Here is a 21901-nt window from a genome sequence, read left to right as displayed (position 1 = left end):
GGCTCGTGAGGGCGACAGACGACCCGTTCTGGCTCACCCGTAACCCGGTGGGATTCGCGCGCGACGCCATGCGCGCCGGGCGGCGCATCCCGGTGCCCGGTCCGCCCGGACCCCGCGGCCGACCGTTCACGGGCGTGCTCCGCGAGTACCGCGCCGATCCGTACGGCTACTTGCAACGCCTGGCCGACATGTACGGTGACGTCTACCGCCTGCCACTGCCGTCCTACGACGTGGTCATCGTCAATCACCCGGACCACGTACGCCACGTCATGACTCAACGAGATGGCGAGTACAGCATGTTCGGTCCCGTCAGTTGGCTCCGGCGGGTGCTGGGCACGTCGATGAACATGCTGGAGGGCGAGGAGTTTCGGCAACGCCGCAAGCTGTTGACGCCGATGATGAGCCGGCAGCAACTCGCCCGCATCGCCGTCATCGTTGCCGAAGAAGTGTCCACTGGGCTCAACGCATGGGATCGGTTCGCGCACAGCGGAGCCCCCGTCGACCTGCAGGAGGAACTTGTCGGCCTGCTCGCCCCCGCCTTCGTCCGAGCGATGTTCTCGCGCACGCTGCCCGAGGACGAGTTGCGGCAGCTCGAAGCCGACATCCGCGTCGTGTTCTTCAGTGTTGCCGCACCGCTCTTCCTCGGCCCGCCGCCACGGGTGCTACCCGGCGCTGACAACGGCGTGCAGGCGTGGCGACGGGTGCGGAAATGGGTGAACGCCCAGATCGAGCGGCGACTCACCGAGGGTCGGCCGTCCGACGACATGATGCAGGTGATCCTCGACGCGCGCTACCAGGACGGAACGCCGATCAGCCGGCGCGACGCCATCACCGAGATGATCATGCTGGTGGGCGGCGGTTACGAGAACACCGTCGCCGCGTTGTCATGGACGTTCTGGTTCCTCGACCGCAATCCGGACGCCCGACAGCGGTTGTGCGACGAAGTCGACGCCCTCGATGGCGCTGCACCGACACTCGAAGATCTGGACCAGTTGCGTTGGACGAAAGCTTGTTTCGACGAGGGGCAGCGATTGCAGGCCCATCCGTTCACGCCACGCTTCGCGATGGCCGACGACATCGTGGGCGGGTTTCGGATCCGGCGGGGCAACGTGGTGGGAATCCCGGTACACGTGCTGCACCGCGACCCCCGATGGTGGGGCCCCAAACCCGACGCCTATGACCCGATGCGGTTCTACGACAAAGAGATCGTGGCGGCACGGCCCAATTTGGCCTTCGTTCCCTTCAGCGCGGGACCGCATCGCTGTTTCGGTGCGTCGATGGGTTACCTGCAAGCCCAATTCGTGCTCGCCCTGGTCCACCAACGGTTCCTCCTACGGGCGGCCGGCACCGGCGCGGCCATTCCCGACACGGCGCCGCCTTGGCCGTGGGGGCCGTTCACCCGATCGCCCAGCGCCTCGTCGCCCCACGTGGGGAATCCGACGGGGATGCTCGTCGCCAACCGGTTCAACCGCTCGTCGAGGCGGTGAGCCGGCTCGCGCACGACGGGGCTGCCGCGCGCCGTTGTCAGCCCGAGGGCTGCATGATCTTGCGCCGCCCGTTGTGCGGCTCGGCCTGGTGTCCGTTGCCCGGTGTGGCCGGTGTCAGCACCAGCGAGCGCACCAGCGGGCGCGGCCCATAGGGCCGAAGCATCGAACTCGCCGGACGCGGGCGCACATTGAGCGGCCACCAGAACCAGCGCCCGAGCAGCGCGGCGAGCGACGGCGTCATGAACGCCCGCACCACCAGCGTGTCGAACAGTAGGCCCAAGCCGATGGTGGTGCCCGCTTGACCGATGATCCGCAGGTCACTGACCACCATCGAGCCCATCGTGCAGGCGAACACGAGGCCCGCGGACGTCACGACTTTCCCGGTTCCGCCCATGGCCCGGATCATCCCTGTCTTGATGCCGGCGCCGATCTCCTCCTTCAATCGGGACACCAGCAGCAGGTTGTAGTCGGACCCGACGGCCAGCAAGACGATGATCGCCATCGCCAACACTTCCCAATGCAATTGGATCCCGAGCAGGTACTGCCAAACGAGTACCGACAGCCCGAGCGACGCGCCCAACGACAGGGTCACGGTGCCCACGATCGTCAGCGCCGCGATGAGGCTGCGCGTGACGACCAGCATGATGGCGAAGATGAGGCAGATGGCGGAGACTGCCGCGGTCAGCAGGTCGTACTGTGACCGATCCCAAAGGTCCTTGACCGTCGCGGCGGCACCGGTGATGTGGATCCTCGAGTACTCCAACGGGGTTCCCTTGAGCGCCTCCTGCGCGGCGGTCCGGATCGCGGCGACGTGCGCCAGGCCCTCGGGCGTCAACGGGTCACCCCGGTGCGAGATGACGAACCGCACCGCCGTGCCGTCCGGGGACAAGAACATGCTCTCGGCCCGCTGAAAGTCCTTGTTCGCGAAGACGTCCGGAGGGAGGTAGAAGGACTCGTCATTGCGGGCCGCATCGAAGGCCTTACCCATCGCGGTGGCGTCCGAGCCGGCCGCGTCGATCTGCGAGAAAAAGCCGGACATGGTGCTGTACATGGCTTGCATGGTGTCGCGCATGCTGGTCATGGTCTCGATGAGTATCGGGAACTGGGCGAGGAGTTGCGGCAACAACACGTCGATCTTGCCGAGATCGTCGACCAGGGAATGGAATTTCTCGTCGACCTGGTCGACGCCGTCCATCGCGTCGAACAGGGACCTGAACGACCAGCATATGGGGATGTCGTAACAGTGCTTCTCCCAATAGAAGTAGCTGCGAATGGGTCTCCAGAAGTCATCGAAGTCGGCGATGTTGTCGCGTAGCCGGTCCGTAACCCCGGCGAGGTCCGTGGTCTTGCCGACGATGCTGTGGGTGGTGGTCTGCAATTGGCGCATCACGTCGTACATGGTTGTCATCGTGGCGATCGTCGCGTCGATGTTGTCGGCCTGCTTGCGCAAACCCTCCATGCGGGCCCGTTGCAACTGCATGTTCTGCACCTGCCCGGCGTTTTGCATGCTCATCAGAAACGGCAGGGACGTGTGTTCGATCGGGGTGCCCTCGGGACGGGTGATCGCCTGCACCCTCGCGATGCCGGGGATGGCGAAGATCGCCTTGGCCACCTTGTTCAAGACCAGGAAATCCGCCGGGTTGCGCATGTCCTGATCGGCTTCGATCAGCAGGATCTCGGGCTCCATTCGCGACTCGGGGAAGTGCCGCGCTGCGGCCTGGTAGCCCTGATTGGCCGGGAAGTCCGCCGGTATGGAATCGCGGTCGTTGAGGTTGATCTTGAAGCCGGGCAGCGCCAGCAACCCGATGAGGGCGCCCGCGCACGTGGCCGCCAAAATGGGTGCGGGCCAACGGACCACGGCGGTGCCGAGTCGACGCCACCTTCGGTTGGAGAGTGCCCGACGCGGGTCGAACAGCCCGAATCGACCGCCCACGACGATGACCGCCGGCACCAGGGTCAGCGCCACCGCGATGGCGGCCAGCATGCCCACCGCGCAGGGCGCGCCCAGCGGTCGGAACACGGGCAGTCGCGTGAAGCTCAGGCAGAAGACCGCGCCGGCGATTGTCAGCCCGGACGCCAGCACGACGTGCGCGACCCCGCGGTAGGTGGTGTAGAACGCGGTCTCGCGGTCCTCGCCCGCCTGCCGCGCCTCCTGGTACCGCCCGATGAAGAAGATCCCGTAATCGGTGCCGGCCGCGATGCCCAGGGAGACCAGGAGATTGACGGCGTAGGTGGTGAGCCCCACCAGGCCGTGAGAGCCGAGGAACGCGACGACGCCCCGCGCCACCAGTAACTCCAGGCCCACCATGAGCAGCAACAGGATCACGGTTGCCAGCGAGCGGTAGACCAAGAGCAGCATCACGAAAATCGTCGCGACGGCCACCGCGGTGATGGCGGCGACGGTCCGGTCGCCGCTGCGGTACATGTCGGCGGTGAGCGCCGCCGGGCCGGTGACATACGCCCGGACCCGCGGGGGCGGCGGCGTCCGCTCCACGATGCCGCGAACGGCCTCGGCCGATTCGTTGGCCAGGGCCTGGCCGACGTTGCCGGCCAGGTTCAGTTGCACATAGGCGGCCTTGCCGTCGGCGCTCTGCGCCGCGCCGGCGGTCAGGGGATCGCTCCAGAAGTCTTGGATGTGCTGGACGTGGCGAGAGTCGTTGCGCAGCTTGCCCAGGAGGCGCTCGTAGTATTGGTGCGCGACCGCGTCCAGGGGCTGCTCACCTTCGATGACGATCAGCGCCACGCTGTCGGACGTCGACTCCTTGAAGTTGTTGCCCATCCGCTTCATCGCCTTGACCGCCGGGGCGTCCTCAGGCGTCAACGACACGGCGTGCTCCTGCTCGACCCGTTCCAGCGGCGGGACGCCGATGGTGAGCGCGGCGATGACGGCCAGCCACGCCACGACGATCGGCACCGCGCAGCGATGGATCCACCTCGCGACGGCTGACGGCGTGCGGCGCTCGCCGTCGGTGCGAGCCCCGCTCATGACGCTTTCAGCAGGCAGAAGGTGAACGCGCTCGGCTCATCCATGATCTTCTCCGTCTTGATGGTTCCGTCGACGACGATGCGGCACCCGATGGTGCCGTCGTCGCCCTGGGCCACGACGCTTCCGACCGGTACGGCCGTGGCCGTGAACCCGTAGAACCAGGGCAGGCGGGCGTGTACGAGCTGCGGGTCGCCGTTCATGTCGAAAAAGGAGATGTCCGCCGCCGCGCCGGGAACGCCGAACACCTCGTAGGTCAGGTGCTTCGGGTCGCCGGGCGTGGTTTCGGCGCCGATCGCTTCGGCGTACGACGGGAGTTCGTCGGCGCCGAAGACGCCGTGCAACCGCGACACGGTCAGGCCCGCGAGGCAGAAGAGCACGAGCAACGCCAACGGAATCCACAACCGCCGTAAGACTGGGAGCAATCCCTTCACCGCCACTTCACCACTCACTGCACGGGCGCCATGTCAGCCGCTGGGCCGGCCGTCGGCCGGCGGACGTGCCGAGTAAAGCACGCACACTGGCCACGCATCCCAGATGCGATGGCAGACCGTGTCATTACCCCGGAGATGAGGTATTCGTAGGGGTAGGGGGCCGGATCGTTAGAGTAGTTGGATACGACCGGTGGCGTAGCCGCGACGCGGATGAATCCGTTGTGTCGCTTGGCTTATCGTTACCGCTCGGGCGCGACGTTCGTTCCGGTGAGGTTGTCGAACACGTCTTGACACAGCTCGGCCAGCGGAACTCGGGCGGCGCCAAGCCAATTGGCGATGTCGGCGATCGCGGTGCCGAGGCGCTTCTCGGACGCCAGGTGACCGATGTGGGAGAGATTGGCCATCACTTCGGCCCGCATGGCGGCCGCGTGTGGGTTCGACCGCTGGATGTCCTCGTACACCTCAGCTGGCTGACCGACCATGCGGGCGAGCAGCATCAACTGCTGGCGGCACGGCGGCGGGGCGAGCCGGGCAACCTCCTCGCCCGCGAAGCCGGCGCCCGCCAGCGTCAGGCCGTAGGCCAGCGTCGCGGCGTGCACTGCGGCCTGGGTGACCGCCACCAGCCGGTCGTGCTCGTCGGCGCTGTCGAGCAGCGTGACCACCATGTCGTTGTGTCGCAACACTTCCACGAAGTCCTGCTGTCGGCCGGACCGACCGGCGGCGACGGCGAGCACCGAGCGGCCCGTCGGCGACAGCGACGGCGCGAACATCGGGTTGATACTCAGCACCGCCGGACCATCGGCGTCCCACAGCGGCGGCAGGGGGGACTTGACCGAGGCGGTGTCGACGAGCACCGCCCGCGGCGACGCGGCGGCGATCACACCCGGCAGCGCCGCGACCAGGGCGTCCTCGGGCAGCGCGCACATGATCAGCTCGGCGGCGTTCAGTGCCCGCGCCAACTGTTTGTCGATGGGCGCGGTGACGTCGGCCACCAGGTGAACGTGCGGGGCGTCGTCGCGAGCCGGCTGCGCGTCGACGACGGTGAGCGACTCGACATGCTCGCCGACCAGGGCCCGCAGGAGCCGCCCGACCCCGCCGTATCCGAGGAGGACCGCGCGCCCGAACGCCGGATGCCGCGCCGCCAAGGGGTCAGCCGGTCGACACGCGGGGTTTGCCGGTCACGGGGGGAACGTACCAGTCGGTGCGCGGCTCGCGCACCGCATTCGTCACCAGGTCAGCCCGCCCCGCGGCCGCCGGACTGCGGTACGTTCTCCGCCATGACATCGCTGCAGGACCAAGTCGTCTTCATCACCGGAGGTGCCCGCGGCATCGGCGCCGAGACCGCCCGTCGGCTGTGCGCCAAGGGCGCCAAGGTGGTGCTCACCGACCTCAACGACGGCGAGTTGACGGCGATCGCCGCCGAACTCGGCGAAGACCGAGTGCAGACCGCGGTGGCCGACGTCCGGGACCTGCCCGCCATGGAGGCGGCCGCTGCGCGCGCCGTCGAGCGCTTCGGCGGCATCGACGTGGTGGTGGCCAACGCCGGCATCGCCAGCTACGGCTCGGTGCAGCAGGTCGACCCCGACGCGTTCAAACGGGTGCTCGACATCAACGTGTCCGGCGTCTTCCACACCGTGCGCGCCACCTTGCCCGCGGTGATCGAACGGCGCGGTTACGTGCTGATCGTCTCGTCGCTGGCGGCCTACGCCGCCTGCCCCGGCCTCGCGCCGTACAACGCGTCGAAGGCCGGCGTCGAAATCCTCGCCAACGCGCTGCGCCTGGAGGTGGCCCACCGCGGCGTCAAGGTCGGCTCCGCGCACATGTCGTGGATCAACACCGCCCTGGTCCGCGACTCGCAGACCGACCTGCCCGCGTTCGGTCAGCTGCTGGCGAGCTTCCCGTGGCCACTGAACAAGACGACGACGGTCGACAAGTGCGCCGCCGCGTTCGTCAAGGGCATCGAGGGCCGCCGCACCCGGGTCTACTGCCCGCGCTGGGTGGCGCTGTTCCGCTGGGTCAAGCCGGTGCTGTCCACCCCGATCGGCGAGGTTCCGCTGCACAAGCCGACCGCGGAGTTGCTGCCGCAGCTGGACGCCCAGGTCGTCGCGCTCGGCCGCTCCACCAGCGCGTACAACCAGGGGCTGGGCAAGGCCTAACCGGCTTCGGCGGTGAGTCCGGACGCGACCGCCGCCACGCGTCTGCGCACCAGGAACCAGCCGGCGACCAGCGCCGGAGTGACGAACACCAGCGCGGCGATGGTCCAGGTGCCGGTCTGCTTGTCGAACATCATGAGCACCAGCACCGCGGCCAGGAAAGCCAGCGTGAGGTAGCCCGAATACGGCGCCCACGGCATGCGGAACTGCGGCCGTTCCACCAGGCCCGCCTGGGCCCGGCGGTAGAACCTGAGTTGGCAGAGCACGATCGTCGACCAGCACGCCAGGATGCCGGGCGCCACCATGTTCAGCACGATCTCGAACGCCTCCCCGGGCTTCACGGCGTTCAGCGCGATCCCGAACAGGCAGATGACGGCCGCCATCGCGATCCCGACGTAGGGCACGCCGTTCTTCGACATCCGCGTGGCGAATCGCGGGCCGCTGCCACTGGAGGCCATCGAATGCATGACCCGGCCGGTCGAATACAACCCCGCGTTCAGGCTCGACAGCGCCGCGGTCAGCACCACGACGTTCATGACGTCCCCGGCGCCGTGGAACCCGATCTTGGAGAAGAACGTGACGAACGGGCTTTCCGTGGCCTTGTAGGCCGTGTACGGCAGCAGCACCGCCAACAGCGCGATCGAGCCGACGTAGAAGACCGCGATGCGCGCCACCACCGAATTGATCGCGCGCGGCATGATCTTCTCCGGCTCGGCGGTCTCCCCGGCGGCAGTGCCCACCAATTCGACTGCGGCATAAGCGAAGATCACCCCAGAGGTGGTGAGCAGCATCGGGATCAGCCCGGCGGGGAACAGCCCGCCGTGGTGGGTCCACACACTCACCCCGGTGGGTTGGCCGTCGATGTGGTAGCGGCCGCCGAGGAACACCAGGCCCACGACCAGGAAAGCCACCAGGGCGAACACCTTGACCAGCGCGGCCCAGAATTCCAGCTCGCCGAACCACTCCACCGAGATGAGGTTCATCGACAGCACCACGATGAGGGCGATGAGCGCCAGGGCCCATTGCGGCACCGCGGCGAAGGTGCTCCATCGGCGCAGATAGGTCGCGATCGCGGTGGTGTCCACGATCGAGGTCATCGACCAACCCAGGAAGTACATCCAGCCCACGGCGTAGGCGGCCTTCTCGCCGAACATCTCGCGCGCGTAGGACACGAACGAGCCCGACGACGGTCGGTGCAACACCAATTCGCCCAGCGCTCGCAGGATCAGGAACACGAAGATGCCGCAGACGGCGTAGACCAGGAACATGCCGGGGCCTGCCTTGGCCAGCCGGCCGCCCGCCCCGAGGAACAGCCCGGATCCGATCGCGCCGCCGATGCCGATCATCTGCACCTGGCGGGGTTTGAGCCCCTTGTGATAGCCCGCCTCTTCGCCGAAGGCGTCGGAGGCCCGCTTCGGGGCGCCCTCGTCAGGCAACGCGGCCATGAATCGTCCCATCGTGGTCGGGTTTCACATGCGGCCGGTGCGGGGGAATGGTTCGCCTGAGCTGCGTGCAATGAACGGACGCCCCCCGGCCGGTCGGGAAGCGATGCTCTCCTACTTCACCGGCCGGCGGCAAGTTTGCCCCACGGCGTGCCGGACGGCCTTAGCGCCCGAACCCGGGGCGCCGGCGGCGCAGGTAACGCTCGAACTCCGCGGCGAGCGCGTCGCCGTCGATCTTGCCCAGCGCTTCGTTCATGTCGACTTCGGCGTCGCCGCGTTGCTCGAGCGACAGTACGTACTCGGCCAGGTCCTCGTCCTCGGCGGCCATCTCGGTGACCGCCTGCTCCCACTCCTCGGCGTCGGTGGGCAGGTCCGCCAGCGGCACCTCGATGTCGAGGACGTCTTCGACGCGGCGCAGCAGGGCGACGGTCGCCTTCGGGTTCGGCGGCTGCGACACGTAGTGCGGCACCGCCGCCCAGAACGTCACCGCCGGGATACCGGCGGCCACGCAGGCGTCTTGGAACACCCCGGCGATGCCGGTCGGGCCTTCGTAGCGGCTCTCCTCCAACCCGAATCGTTTCGCGGACTCGGGGGAGTAAGCCGCGCCCGACACCGGCACGGGCCGGGTGTGCGGGGTATCGGCCAGCAGGGCGCCCAGGATCACCACCGTGTCGACGTTGAGCTTGTCGGCGATGGCCACCAGTTCGGCGCAGAAGGTCCGCCACCGCATGTTGGGCTCGACCCCGTGCATCAGCACTACATCGCGGTCGCTGCCGGGCGGTCGGCAGTGCGAAATGCGCATCGCCGGCCACACCAACTCGCGGGTCACCCCGTCGACCTGCCGGATTACCGGCCGATTGACCTGGTAGTCGTAGTACGCCTCGTCGTCGATCTCCAGGATCGGGTCCGCTTCCCAGATGGCCTCGAGGTGTTCCAGCGCGTCGCTCGCCGCGTCACCGGCGTCGTTCCAACCCTCGAATGCGGCCACCACGATGGTGTGGTGCAGTTCGGGCAGTGCGGCCTGACCACTGGGGAGGCCGAAAGGGGGGCCGTCGGGCGGGGTCACAGAATCAGCGTACGGCCTGGGGCCCGATTCTTCGGGGCTCGGTGGCGGCGATCTTTCGGCCGACGGCCGGTTCACCGGGCACTTTGCATAGAAGCACTATTCTTATGGGGTGATCGTTGGCGGCGGACCTCACCGCGACACCGCGGCTGCGACCGCCCGTACGGGTGAGCTCCGGCGACCGGCCGAGGCGAAATACCCGCGACAGCAAATTGGTTAACCTTGATAACTACGACAGTGGCGACAAGATCCGCGGGCGGGTGCGCCCGGGTTCGGCGAACCCCACCGCGGATCGCGTAGAGCTGGGCGTCCAGACTGCGGCCGACGACGTAGACTTTTCACCGTCGAGAGGCGTTGCAACGGTTGTCGGGGGGGTTCGCCCCTTCCGATCGCCGCCACGCTCGGCAGAGTCAAGGACGCCTTCCGTAATGGAAGGATTGCGCGTGACCTCCTCTGAGCCGAAGTTCAGCCCCGAGCCGAACATCCGCCCCGACTGCACCGACGAGCTGACCGCCGCGTTGAGCCGGCGGATCATGGTGATCGACGGCGCGATGGGCACGGCGATTCAGCGGGACCGCCCGGACGAGGCCGGCTACCGCGGCGACCGATTCACCGAGTGGCCGACCGCCCTGCAGGGCAACAATGACCTGCTCAACCTGACGCAGCCGCAGATCATCGAGGGCATTCACCGCGAATACCTCGACGCGGGCGCCGACATCCTCGAAACGAACACATTCAACGCGAATGCCATCTCACTGTCCGACTACGACATGGCGGATCTGGCGTACGAGTTGAACTATGCCGGTGCCGCGCTGGCCCGGGCGGCCGCCGACGAGTACAGCACCCCGGACAAGCCGCGCTATGTGGCCGGTGCGATCGGTCCGACGACGCGGACCGCGTCGATCTCGCCCGACGTCAACGACCCCGGGGCGCGCAACGTCTCCTACGACCAACTGGTCGCGGCCTACCTCGAGGCCGCCAACGGCCTGGTCGACGGCGGCGCCGACCTGCTCATCATCGAGACGATCTTCGACTCGCTCAACGCCAAGGCGGCGGTGTTCGCCGTCGAGACCCTGTTCGAGGAGCGCGGGCGCCGCTGGCCGGTGATCATCTCCGGCACCATCACCGACGCGTCCGGGCGCACCTTGTCCGGTCAGGTCACCGAGGCGTTCTGGAATTCGATTCGGCACGCGAAACCCATTGCGGTAGGCCTCAACTGTGCGCTGGGCGCGCCGGAGATGCGGCCCTACATCGCCGAGGTGTCCCGCATCGCGGACACCTTCGTCTCCTGTTACCCGAACGCGGGATTGCCCAACGCCTTCGGCGAGTACGACGAATCCCCCGAGCGTCAGGCCAGCTACATCGCCGACTTCGCCGAGGCCGGGCTGGTCAACCTGGTGGGCGGCTGCTGCGGGACCGCGCCACCGCACATCGCCGAGATCGCCAAGGTGGTCGAGGGCAAGGCGCCTCGCGAGGTGCCGCAGCTCGAGGTGGCCACCCGGCTCTCGGGTCTGGAGCCGCTCAACATCACCGACGACTCGCTGTTCGTCAACATCGGTGAGCGCACCAACATCACCGGCTCGGCGCGGTTCCGCAATTTGATCAAGGCCGAGGACTACGACAGCGCGCTGTCGGTCGCACTGCAGCAGGTCGAGGTCGGTGCGCAGGTCATCGACATCAACATGGACGAGGGCATGATCGACGGCGTCGCCGCGATGGACCGGTTCACCAAGCTGGTCGCCGCCGAGCCCGACATCAGCCGCGTGCCGGTGATGATCGACTCCTCGAAGTGGGAGGTCATCGAGGCCGGCCTGAAGAATGTGCAGGGCAAGCCGATCGTCAACTCGATCTCCATGAAGGAGGGCGAGGAGAAGTTCGTCCGCGAGGCCCGGCTGTGCCGCAAGTACGGCGCCGCCGTCGTCGTGATGGCGTTCGACGAGCAGGGCCAGGCCGACAACTTGGAGCGCCGCAAGGAAATCTGCGGGCGCGCCTACCGAATCCTGACCGAAGAGGTCGGTTTCCCGCCCGAGGACATCATCTTCGACCCGAACTGCTTCGCCCTGGCGACCGGCATTGAGGAGCACGCGACCTACGGGATCGACTTCATCGAGGCCTGCGCCTGGATCAAAGAGAACCTGCCGGGGGTGCACATCTCCGGCGGTATCTCGAACGTGTCGTTCTCGTTCCGCGGCAACAACCCGGTGCGCGAGGCGATCCACGCGGTATTCCTGTACCACGCCATCAAGGCCGGCCTGGACATGGGAATTGTCAACGCTGGCGCGCTGGTGCCGTATGACTCGATCGATCCCGAGCTGCGCGAGCGCATCGAGGACGTCGTGCTGAACCGTCGCGAGGACGCGGCCGAGCGGCTGCTGGAGATCGCCGAGCGGTTCAACAAGTCCGAGCAAAGCGAGGGCCCGGCGACCGCCGAGTGGCGCAATCTTCCCGTGCGCGAACGGATTACGCACGCTTTGGTCAAGGGCATCGACGCCCACGTCGACGCCGACACCGAGGAGCTGCGGGCCGAGATCGCCGAGGCCGGTGGTCGCCCGATCGAGGTGATCGAGGGCCCGCTGATGGACGGTATGAACGTCGTCGGCGACCTGTTCGGCTCGGGCAAGATGTTCCTGCCGCAGGTGGTGAAGTCGGCCCGGGTGATGAAGAAGGCCGTGGCATACCTGCTGCCGTTCATCGAGAAAGAGAAAGAGCAGAACGGCACGGCCGCGGCGAAGGACACCAACGGCACCATCATCATGGCGACCGTCAAGGGCGACGTCCACGACATCGGCAAGAACATCGTCGGAGTCGTCCTGCAGTGCAACAACTTCGAGGTGATCGACCTCGGTGTCATGGTGCCCGCCGAGAAGATTCTGGCCGCGGCGGCCGAACACGATGCCGACATCATCGGGCTGTCCGGGCTGATCACACCGTCGTTGGACGAGATGGTCAACTTTGCCGTCGAAATGGAACGCGAAGGCCTCGAGATCCCGCTGCTCATCGGCGGTGCGACCACCTCGCGCGCCCACACGGCCGTCAAGGTGGCGCCACGGCGCAGCGGCCCCGTCGTCTGGGTCAAGGACGCGTCTCGCTCGGTGCCGGTCGCGGCGGCGCTGCTCGACGACAAGCAGCGCCCGGCGCTGCTGGAGGCCACCGAGAAGGACTACGCGTCGCTGCGCGAACGGCACGCGCAGAAGAACGAGCGTCCGCTGCTGACGCTGGAGAAGGCCCGCGCGAACCGGACGCCCGTCGACTGGGACGGCTATACGCCGCCGGTACCGGCGCAAGGCCTGGGCGTGCGGGAATTCAAGGACTACGACCTCGCCGAGCTGCGCGAATACATCGACTGGCAGCCGTTCTTCAACGCCTGGGAGATGAAGGGCCGCTTCCCCGACATCCTCAACAACCCGGCCTCCGGGGAAGCGGCCCGCAAGCTCTACGACGACGCCCAGCAGATGCTGGATACCGCGATCAAGGAGAAATGGCTCACCGCCAACGGGGTCATCGGATTCTTCCCGGCCAACGCCGTCGGTGACGACATCGAGGTCTACACCGACGACACCCGCACCGAGGTCCTGACCACGCTGCACAACCTGCGCCAGCAGGGGGAGCACCGGGACGGCATCCCGAACCGGTCACTGGGCGACTTCGTCGCCCCCAAAGACACCGGTCTGGCCGACTACGTGGGCGCCTTCGCCGTCACTGCCGGTCTCGGCGGCCAGGAGAAGATCGCCGAGTTCAAGGCAGCCCTCGACGACTACAGCGCGATCCTGCTGGAGTCGGTGGCCGACCGGCTCGCCGAGGCCTTCGCCGAACGGATGCACCAACGGGTCCGCAAGGAGTTCTGGGGGTTCGAGCCGGACGAACAGCTGGACAACGACGCGCTCATCGACGAAAAGTACCGCGGAATCCGTCCGGCACCGGGTTATCCGGCCTGCCCGGAGCACACCGAGAAGGTGACGCTGTTCGAGCTGCTGGACGTGACCGAGCGCACCGGCATCGAACTGACCGAGTCGATGGCGATGTGGCCCGGCGCCGCCGTCAGCGGGTGGTACTTCTCGCATCCCCAGTCGCAGTACTTCGTGGTCGGTCGACTGGCCCAGGATCAGGTCGCCGACTACGCCAAGCGCAAGGGCTGGACGCTGCAGGAAGCCGAGCGCTGGCTCGCCCCCAACCTCGGCTACAACCCGGAGGATTGAGCCGCTCGCTACGCGATCCGGCGGAGTAGCTCGGTGTCCAGCTCGCCGATCGACCGGACGCCGGTGAGGGCGAGCATCAGGTCGAGTTCGGCGATGAGGTTCTCCAAGACGTCTTGGACGCCCCGGCGGCCCGCGATGGCCAGGCCGTAGATGTGGGGCCGGCCGACCGTGACGGCGTCCGCGCCCAGCGCGAGCGCCTTGACGATGTCGGCGCCGCACCGGATCCCGGAATCGAAGATGACCGGGATGCGGCCGGCGACGGCGGTGCTGACGTCCACCAGGGCATCGGCGGCGCCGATCACCGAATCGACTTGGCGGCCACCATGATTGGAGACGACGATGCCATCCACCCCGGTGTCCACCGCCTGGCGGGCGTCATCCGGGTGCAGCAACCCCTTGACGAGGATCGGCAGCGTCGTGCGCTCGCGCAGCGACGCGATGTCCGCCCACGTCAGCGTCGGCCGTGAATACGTGTCGAGGAACGTCTCGACGCTGGCCCGCGGCACGGGGGACACCAGGTTGCGCAGCGCGACGCCGGGCACGTTGCGCGCCAACGACACCAGCGTCCGCAGGGCGGAGCGGGTCACTCGCACCTCGGGCCGTTCGCCGGCCGCCCGCGCCGCCGCCACCCGGTCGCGCACCGACTGCATGAACGTGGCGTCTGAGGTGTATTGCGCGATGCCGACCGCCTGCGTGAACGGCAGCGACCCGAGGTTGAGGTCCTGCGGCCGCCAGCCGAGCACCGTGGTGTCCACCGTGACCACCAGCGCGTCGGCGCCGATCGCCCGGGCGCGCCGCACGAAGCTGTCGACCACCGCATCGTTGGTCGACCAATACAGCTGAAACCAGCGCGGCGCCGCGGACGCCCGCGCGGCGGCCACCCGGTCCATCTCGGCGGCGGTGTCCTCCATGGCGGCCGATCCCTGGTTGGAAAAGATGTAGGGCACGCCGACGGCGGCTGCGGCGGCGCCGATTTCGACGTCGGCGCGAGGATGCACCAGTCCGGCGGCCCCCACCGGCGCCACCAGTAGCGGAGCGGGCAGTCGGCGACCGAACAGGGTCACGCCAAGGTCGCGCCGCGAACAGTCGCGCAGCATCCGCGGGACGATGGCCCAGCGGTCGAACGCGGCGCGATTGTTCGTCATGCCGGCACCCGCGCCCGCCCCGCCGGCCACGTAAGCCCACGCCCGGGGCGACATCTTGGCTTTCGCCGCGCGCTGCAGCGCCTCGAAGTCGGTCGGCACCGCCGGCGCCGATCCGTAAACGCCGTTGCGGTAGATCATCTCCTGGCGTTGCCGCCCCGGCTGTCCATCGGGTGTTGTCATCGCAGTTGTCTGGCCATCCGTTCCGTGTCGGTTCTCGTTCAGCCGCGCCGGCCGCGGGTGCGCCGCAGCCAGCGGCCGCGTTGCACGTCTTTCTTGTCCGCCGCCTCGTTCTTTTCGACGACGCGGGTGTCCTTCGGCGGCAGCTGCAGGTCGCGTTCGGCGGCGATCCCGGCCTGCAGTTGGCGCCCGCGTTCGAGTTCGGCGTCCAGCTCGGCGCCGAAAAGCAGGGCCACGTTGGTGATCCACAGCCACAGCAGGAACACGATGACACCGGCCAGCGCGCCGTAGGTGCCGTCGTAGTGGCCGAAATTGCTGACGTAGAAGCCGAACCCGACGGAGGCCAGCACCCAGATGCCGATGGCGACCAGCGCGCCGATGCTGAGCCAGCGGAATTTCGGTTGCTGCACGTTGGGTGTTGCATAGTACAGGATGGCGACGACCAGCGCGACGAACAGCAGCATCACCGGCCACTTGGCCACCGTCCACACCGCCTGCGCCGCACCGCCGATCCGCAGGGCGGCCGCGACCGCGTGGGTCACCGGGCCGCTGATCGCCAGCATCGTGGCCACCGCCGCGGCCAGCGTCAACGCCGCCAACGTCAGCAGCAGTTGCAACGGCCGCAGCTTCCACACCGGCCGACCCTCCGCGAAGTCGTACACCCGGTTCATCGCCCTGCCGAAGGCGCCGACGTAGCCAGAGGCCGTCCACAACGCGGCGAGGGCACTGGCGATCAGCGCGAGGCCGGCCGAACGATTCTCGACGAGGTGGTCGATGGGCTGGCGGAGCATGTCGAGCGCGGACGCGGGCGCGACCCCCGCCGCCACATTGAGCAGCGCGTCGGTCGTTTGCCTGCCCTGGCCGACGACGCCGAGCAGCGACACCAGCACCAGCAGCGCCGGGAACACCGACAGCACCGCGTAGTAGGTGAGCGCGGCCGCCAGGTCGGTGCACTGGTCGTTCTTGAACTCCCGAAGCGTCTTGCGCAGCACGAACACCCACGAGGCCTGGGTCAGGTCGTCAGGCGATTCCGGCTTGCTCGGGTCGTCGGGGTCGGGCGCGTGCTTCCTTTCGTCGGTGAGCACATCGTCGGTGTCGGCGTCGGGCATACTCGTCAGTTCCCGCCAGCCCGCAAATCCACACGCGCGGCGGCTACCGACTCAATGCACAGCACCGAGCGCAACGCGAAAGGGGTGGTGCGGGCCTGAACGGTTTCGCCGGCCCTGCACCCGTGCATGACGTTCAGCGGCCGGCATGGGCGACGTGACCGGGCTTGTCGGCGAAACCGCCGTGACGCATCGGGCGGCCGCATGACACAATCGCTGGCCGTGAAGACCTTCGAGGACCTGTTCGCCGAGTTGGGCGAGCGCGCCCGCACCAGACCCGCAGGCAGCGGCACCGTCGCCGCGCTCGACGGCGGCGTGCATGGCCTGGGGAAGAAGATCCTCGAGGAGGCCGGCGAGGTGTGGCTGGCCGCCGAACACGAATCCGACGAGGCGCTGGCCGACGAGATCAGCCAGTTGCTGTACTGGACCCAGGTGCTGATGATCGCGCGCGGGCTGTCCCTCGATGACGTCTACCGAAAGCTGTGAGCATGCTGCGCGTCGCGGTTCCCAACAAGGGCACGCTGAGTGAGCCCGCCAGCGAGATCCTCGCGGAGGCCGGCTATCGGCGTCGCACCGATTCGAAGGACCTCACCGTCATCGACCCGGTCAACCGCGTGGAGTTCTTCTTTCTGCGGCCCAAAGACATTGCCATTTATGTCGGTTCGGGTGAGCTCGACTTCGGCATCACGGGCCGCGACCTGGTGCTCGATTCCGACGCGCCGGTCATCGAGCGCTTGGCGCTGGGCTTCGGCTCGTCGAGCTTCCGCTATGCCGCCCCTGCCGGACGTGATTGGACCCCAACGGATTTGGCGGGGAAGCGGGTCGCGACGGCCTACCCGAACCTGGTCCGCAAGGATCTCGCCGGACGCGGCGTCGAGGCGACCGTCATCCGGCTCGACGGGGCGGTCGAGATTTCGGTGCAGCTCGGCGTCGCCGACGCCATCGCCGACGTGGTGGGATCCGGTCGTACGCTGAGCCTGCACAACTTGGTGGCGTTCGGCGACCCACTGTGCGACTCGGAGGCGGTGCTCATCGAACGCGCCGACCCGGGTGGGGACGCGCAGTCCGCGCGCAATCAACTCGTCGCCCGGATCCAGGGCGTGGTCTTCGGCCAGCAGTACCTGATGCTCGATTACGACTGCCCGCGCTCTGTTCTCGAACGGGCAACGTCGATCACGCCCGGGTTGGAGTCACCAACCATCGCGCCCCTGGCGGACGCCGATTGGGTCGCCGTCCGCGCGTTGGTGCCCCGACGCGGCGTCAACGAAATCATGGACGAATTGGCCGCGATCGGCGCCAAGGCCATCTTGGCGTCAGACATCAGATTCTGCCGCTTCTGAACCAGGCCCTGAACCAGGCCCTCCTCGACGTCGTTGCTGTGTTAGCGTCCGCCTCGGGGCGACTGCGCGCGCCGTCCCCCGATCGACGCCGGTTGTTCAACCTCTAGGAGGGTCTCGTGACACACGCGCTCATTTTGCTGCTGGCTCTACTCATCGGTGTGGTTGCCGGACTGCGCTCGCTGACGGCGCCGGCCGTCGTCGCCTGGGCGGCTTTCCTCGGCTGGATCGACCTGCACGGCACCTGGGCGTCGTGGTTCGCCAACATCATCACGGTCGTCGTCGTCACCATCCTCGCGGTCGGTGAATTGGTCATGGACAAGCTGCCGAAGACGCCGGCCCGCACCGTGCCACCGGTCTTCGGCGCCCGCATCGTCATGGGCGCGCTGGCGGGCGCGGCGCTCGGCGCCTGGCCGCACTGGACCTTCACCGCGCTCGGCGCAGGTGTCATCGGCGCGGTCCTGGGCACCCTCGGCGGCTACCAGGCGCGCAAGCGGCTGGCGACGGTGGCCGGGCGGGACCTGCCGATCGCGTTGCTCGAGGACGCCGTCGCGATCCTCGGTGGGTTTGCCATCGTCGCGGTGACGGGCCACGTGCTGACCGAGTACCTGCTGACAGCGGTTAAGTGACAGCGGAATTCGACGCGGTCATCGTCGGCGCCGGTCAGGCGGGACCGCCGTTGGCGGGTCGGCTGACGGCGGCCGGTCAGCGCGTCGCCGTGGTGGAACGCAAATTGTTCGGCGGCACCTGCGTCAACACCGGATGCATCCCGACCAAGACCCTGGTCGCCAGCGCGTACGCCGCCCACCTCGCCCGTCGCGGCGCCGACTTCGGCGTCAACACCGGGCCGGTCGAGGTGGACATGGCGAAAGTCAAGGCGCGCAAGGACGACATCATGCTCAGCGACCGTAAGGGCATCGAGGACTGGCTGGACGGCATGGACGGGTGCACCGTGTATCGCGGCCATGCCCACTTCGAGGACGCGCACACGCTGCGAGTCGGCGACGAGCTGCTGCGCGCCGACCGGATCTTTCTCAACGTCGGCGGGCGCGCCGTGGTGCCGGAGATCCCGGGGCTGGCCGACATCGAATACCTCACAAACGTGTCGATGCTCGAGATCGATGCGTTGCCAGAGCATTTGGTTGTCCTCGGCGGCAGCTACATCGCGTTGGAATTCGCCCAGATGTACCGGCGATTCGGCGCGCGGGTGACCGTCGTCGAAAGGGGCCCGCGGCTGGCATCGCGCGAGGACGAGGATGTCTCCGCCGCCGTCAGGGACATCCTGGAGGGCGAAGGCATCGACGTCATCACCGGCGCCGAGGACGTGCGGATAGTGAAGACAGGCAAAGGGTTTGAACTGTCTCCCGGTGGCGGCGCGGCCGCGGTGCACGGCAGTCACCTGCTCGTGGCCGTCGGGCGACGGCCCAACACCGATGACCTGAACCTCGAGGCGGCCGGTGTCGAGACCGACGGCCGCGGCTACATCGTGGTCGACGATCAGCTCAAGACGTCCGTCGACCACATCTGGGCGCTCGGTGACTGCAACGGCAAGGGTGCGTTCACCCACACCTCGTACAACGATTTCGAGATCGTCGCCGCCAACCTGCTCGATGACGATCCGCGCCGGGTCAGCGACCGCGTCCCCACTTACGCGCTGTTCATCGACCCGCCGCTGGGCCGCGCCGGTCTGACCGTCGACCAGGTGCGCGCGTCCGGCCGCAAGGCGCTGGTTGGCAAGCGGCCGATGACCCGAGTCGGTAGGGCGGTGGAAAAGGGTGAAACACAGGGCTTCATGAAGGTGGTGGTGGACGCCGAGACCCAGGAAATCCTGGGTGCCGCCATCCTCGGCGTGGGCGGCGACGAGGCCATTCACGGCATCTTGGACGTGATGTCGGCCAAGGCGCCCTACACCACGTTGGCGCGGACCATGCACATCCATCCCACCGTCAGCGAATTGATTCCGACGGTGCTGCAGGAGTTGTCCCCCCTCGATTAGTGGCGATCGCAAGCGCGGCCGTGGGCCGGGCGCGGCGGGTCGCCACCGTTTAACCCGTGGCGATCGCAAGCGCGGCCGTGGGCCGGGCGCGGCGGGTCGCCACAGTTTAACCCGTGGCGATCGCAAGCGCGGCGATCACGCCGCCGGTTGGGTTTCCTGCGGCGGGTGCTGCGTGACCGAGTAGTCCGGCCATCCGGGGTAGGGCGGCGGCGTGCCACCGAACAACGGGCAGTGTTGTTGGTGCGGACACCAATTGCACAGCCGCGACTGGCTCGGGCGGAAATCGCCTGTCCGACCGGCGTTTTGGATGGCGCGCCAGATCGCCATCAGCGTCTTTTCGAACCGGAGCAGCTCGTCATGCTCGGGCGAGTAGTCCAGCACCTGGCCGTCCGCCAGATAGATCAGCCGCAGCCGGGTCGGCTGGATCCCGCGCGACCGCAACAGCGCCACCGCGTAGAACTTCATCTGAAACAAGGCCTTGAACTCGGCGGCGGCCCGCGCGGCCGGCGGCGCCTTGCCCGTTTTGTAGTCGACGACCCGCAACTCGCCCGTGGCGGCGACGTCGATCCGGTCGATGAACCCGCGCAGCAGCGTGCCGTCGGCGAGTTCCACCTCGACCCGCTCCTCGCAGCACTGCGGGTCGAAGCGGGTCGGGTCCTCGAGCCGGTAATACCCACAGAGCAGCGCCCGGGCCTCGTCGAGCAGTTGACTTCGCTGTTGTGCGTCGAATTCACCGCCCAAGTCCGGCGCCCCGGCGAGCGCCTGCTCCCAGGCGGAGTCCAGCAGCGCCGCCGCCGTCGCGGGCCTGCGTTGCCCTGCGGGCAGTCCGTAGAGCTGCTGTAACGCGGCGTGCACCACCGATCCGCGCAGCTGTGCCGTCGACGGCGCCTCGGGCAGCCGATCGATCGCGCGGAACCGGTACAGCAGCGGGCACTGCTTGAAGTCCGCCGCCCGCGACGGCGACAGAGCCGGGCGCGCGCGGCTCACCGTCGGCGGGGGCGTCGCCGCTGCGGCTCCCACCGGCGGCAACGTCTGCGGCTGGACGGTCATGTCGGCAGCGTAGAACCGGGTGCCGACAACCCCCAAGCACCCGGTGCGGCGAGTCGGCTGGCACGCTTGACCGCGTGTCCACAACCGGCCCCTTCACCGCTGGCGAACGCGTCCAGCTCACGGACGCCAAGGGGCGGCACTACACGATGCTGCTTACCGAGGGCGGCGAGTTCCACACCCACCGCGGCTCGATTCCGCACGACGCGGTCATCGGGCTCGAGCAGGGCAGCGTGATCAAGTCCAGCAACGGCGCCGTCTACCTGGTGCTGCGCCCGCTGCTCATCGACTACGTGATGTCCATGCCGCGCGGGCCCCAGGTCATCTATCCCAAGGACGCGGCGCAGATCATCCACGAGGGCGACATCTTCCCGGGTGCGCGGGTGTTGGAGGCCGGGGCCGGATCCGGCGCGCTGACCTGCTCGCTGCTGCGGGCGGTGGGGCCCGGCGGCCGGGTGGTGTCCTACGAGCAGCGCGCCGATCACGCCGAACACGCGCAGCGCAACGTCTCGGTGTACTACGGCGGCGCCCCGCAGAACTGGGAGCTGATCGTCGACGACGTCGCCCGCTCCGAACTGCCCGAGGCGTCCTTCGACCGGGCTGTGCTGGACATGCTGGCTCCCTGGGAGGTGTTGGAGTCGGTTGGGCGGCTGTTGACGCCGGGCGGCGTGCTGATGATCTACGTCGCCACCGTCACCCAGCTGTCTCGGGTCGTCGAGGCGTTGCGCGCGCAACAGTGCTGGACCGAGCCGCGCTCCTGGGAGACGCTGCAGCGCGGGTGGAACGTGGTGGGCCTGGCGGTGCGGCCGCAGCATTCGATGCGCGGGCACACGGCGTTTCTGATCTTCGCCCGACGTCTCGCCCCGGGTGTCGTGGCGCCGGTGCCGTTGGGGCGCAAGCGCGAGGGCCGCGACGGCTGAGCCGCGCACCGGGATCAAGCCAGGTCTTCGCTGCGTAGCAGCGAGCGCCGGACCGACAGCAACTCGAATTCCGGGTGCGCGGCGACCAGGCGTTCGGCGGCGTCGATGACCTCGACGGCGTGGCCGCGGTCCCCGGACACCGTGGCCACCCCGATGCCCGCACGCCGGTAGAGCTCCCGCGAACCCGTCTCCGCCGCCGCCACGCTGAACTTTCGGCGCAGCTCGGCCACGACCGGCCGCACGACCGACCGCTTCTGCTTCAGGGAATGGACGTCGCCGAGCAGCAGGTCGAATTCCAGCCAGCCGATCCACATCCCGCCGGTCAACCGGTGGGCCCCGGGCCGGGCGGAGCGGGAGAAGCGGGCGGGGGTTCGGGCGCCGGTGGTGGCTCCGCCGGCGGCGGCGCCGGGGGGCC

At 68.3% G+C, this 21901-nt stretch carries 17 protein-coding genes; 8 read left to right on the top strand and 9 right to left on the bottom strand.

Translation table 11 applies throughout. The annotated features are described in order from the left end of the window. Window positions 1-5 precede the first annotated feature (5 nt). Entirely contained in the window at window positions 6-1487 is a 1482-nt protein-coding gene (locus A5700_RS00670; RefSeq protein WP_156670994.1) for a cytochrome P450, read from the top strand. Between the two features lie 37 nt (window positions 1488-1524). Here A5700_RS00670 and A5700_RS00665 read toward each other — a convergent pair whose 3' ends face one another. From A5700_RS00665 to A5700_RS00655, 3 genes are all read right to left on the bottom strand, one after another. Next, window positions 1525-4473: an RND family transporter gene (locus A5700_RS00665; RefSeq protein ID WP_082960381.1), complete on the bottom strand. Its 2949-nt coding sequence runs from the start codon at window positions 4471-4473 to the stop codon at window positions 1525-1527. Continuing rightward, on the bottom strand, window positions 4470-4922 hold the full coding sequence (locus A5700_RS00660; protein ID WP_231973725.1) for an MmpS family transport accessory protein: 453 nt from the start codon (window positions 4920-4922) through the stop codon (window positions 4470-4472). The genes A5700_RS00665 and A5700_RS00660 overlap by 4 nt, the downstream gene beginning before the upstream one ends. Before the next feature lie 221 nt (window positions 4923-5143). After that, the gene (locus tag A5700_RS00655; protein ID WP_068067396.1) at window positions 5144-6049 is read right to left on the bottom strand and encodes a prephenate dehydrogenase dimerization domain-containing protein; all 906 of its coding nucleotides are present in this window, start codon (window positions 6047-6049) and stop codon (window positions 5144-5146) included. A 132-nt stretch (window positions 6050-6181) separates the two neighbouring features. On the opposite strand from A5700_RS00655, the gene A5700_RS00650 reads away from it, so the two are divergent. Further along, window positions 6182-7060: an SDR family oxidoreductase gene (locus A5700_RS00650; RefSeq protein WP_068067398.1), complete on the top strand. Its 879-nt coding sequence runs from the start codon at window positions 6182-6184 to the stop codon at window positions 7058-7060. Here A5700_RS00650 and A5700_RS00645 read toward each other — a convergent pair. Both A5700_RS00645 and A5700_RS00640 read right to left on the bottom strand, forming a co-directional pair. Then, on the bottom strand, window positions 7057-8502 hold the full coding sequence (locus A5700_RS00645) for an amino acid permease (protein WP_068067401.1): 1446 nt from the start codon (window positions 8500-8502) through the stop codon (window positions 7057-7059). The two genes, A5700_RS00650 and A5700_RS00645, sit on opposite strands and share 4 nt — an antisense overlap. A gap of 160 nt (window positions 8503-8662) precedes the next feature. Further along, on the bottom strand, window positions 8663-9565 hold the full coding sequence (locus tag A5700_RS00640) for a PAC2 family protein (protein ID WP_082959862.1): 903 nt from the start codon (window positions 9563-9565) through the stop codon (window positions 8663-8665). A 440-nt stretch (window positions 9566-10005) separates the two neighbouring features. On the opposite strand from A5700_RS00640, the gene metH reads away from it, so the two are divergent. Then, a complete protein-coding gene (metH, locus tag A5700_RS00635) occupies window positions 10006-13758 on the top strand; it encodes a methionine synthase (protein WP_369828195.1) in 3753 nt (1250 codons plus the stop codon). Window positions 13759-13766: 8 nt separating this feature from the next. Here the strand turns inward: metH and A5700_RS00630 are convergent, their stop codons facing one another. Beyond that, window positions 13767-15083: an alpha-hydroxy-acid oxidizing protein gene (locus A5700_RS00630; RefSeq protein ID WP_068071654.1), complete on the bottom strand. Its 1317-nt coding sequence runs from the start codon at window positions 15081-15083 to the stop codon at window positions 13767-13769. A 38-nt stretch (window positions 15084-15121) separates the two neighbouring features. After that, window positions 15122-16189, bottom strand: a complete 1068-nt coding sequence (locus A5700_RS00625) for a YihY/virulence factor BrkB family protein (RefSeq protein ID WP_068071652.1) — start codon at window positions 16187-16189, stop codon at window positions 15122-15124. 201 nt (window positions 16190-16390) lie between these two features. Here A5700_RS00625 and A5700_RS00620 point away from each other — a divergent pair, with 201 nt between their 5' ends. The 4 genes from A5700_RS00620 (at window position 16391) to A5700_RS00605 (ending at window position 19519) form a co-directional block, all read left to right on the top strand. After that, window positions 16391-16672: a phosphoribosyl-ATP diphosphatase gene (locus tag A5700_RS00620; protein ID WP_068071650.1), complete on the top strand. Its 282-nt coding sequence runs from the start codon at window positions 16391-16393 to the stop codon at window positions 16670-16672. Window positions 16673-16674: 2 nt separating this feature from the next. Then, entirely contained in the window at window positions 16675-17526 is an 852-nt protein-coding gene (gene hisG / locus A5700_RS00615) for an ATP phosphoribosyltransferase (protein WP_068071648.1), read from the top strand. 116 nt (window positions 17527-17642) lie between these two features. Continuing rightward, window positions 17643-18152 carry a DUF4126 domain-containing protein gene (locus tag A5700_RS00610; protein ID WP_068071646.1) on the top strand — a complete coding sequence of 170 codons (510 nt, stop codon included), beginning with the start codon at window positions 17643-17645 and terminating at the stop codon, window positions 18150-18152. Further along, the gene (locus A5700_RS00605) at window positions 18149-19519 is read left to right on the top strand and encodes an FAD-containing oxidoreductase (protein ID WP_068071644.1); all 1371 of its coding nucleotides are present in this window, start codon (window positions 18149-18151) and stop codon (window positions 19517-19519) included. Before A5700_RS00610 ends, A5700_RS00605 begins: the two co-directional genes overlap by 4 nt. A gap of 135 nt (window positions 19520-19654) precedes the next feature. Here A5700_RS00605 and A5700_RS00600 read toward each other — a convergent pair whose 3' ends face one another. Further along, on the bottom strand, window positions 19655-20569 hold the full coding sequence (locus A5700_RS00600) for a RecB family exonuclease (protein WP_068071641.1): 915 nt from the start codon (window positions 20567-20569) through the stop codon (window positions 19655-19657). A gap of 74 nt (window positions 20570-20643) precedes the next feature. Here A5700_RS00600 and trmI point away from each other — a divergent pair, with 74 nt between their 5' ends. Beyond that, on the top strand, window positions 20644-21486 hold the full coding sequence (gene trmI / locus A5700_RS00595) for a tRNA (adenine(58)-N(1))-methyltransferase TrmI (RefSeq protein ID WP_068071639.1): 843 nt from the start codon (window positions 20644-20646) through the stop codon (window positions 21484-21486). Between the two features lie 14 nt (window positions 21487-21500). Here the strand turns inward: trmI and A5700_RS00590 are convergent, their stop codons facing one another. Then, window positions 21501-21800: a DUF503 domain-containing protein gene (locus A5700_RS00590; RefSeq protein WP_068204337.1), complete on the bottom strand. Its 300-nt coding sequence runs from the start codon at window positions 21798-21800 to the stop codon at window positions 21501-21503. Between the last annotated feature and the right edge of the window lie 101 nt (window positions 21801-21901).

The sequence above is a fragment of the Mycobacterium sp. E1214 genome, assembly GCF_001666755.1.
Lineage (GTDB): Bacteria > Actinomycetota > Actinomycetes > Mycobacteriales > Mycobacteriaceae > Mycobacterium.
This window is presented reverse-complemented; position numbering and strand designations above follow the sequence as displayed.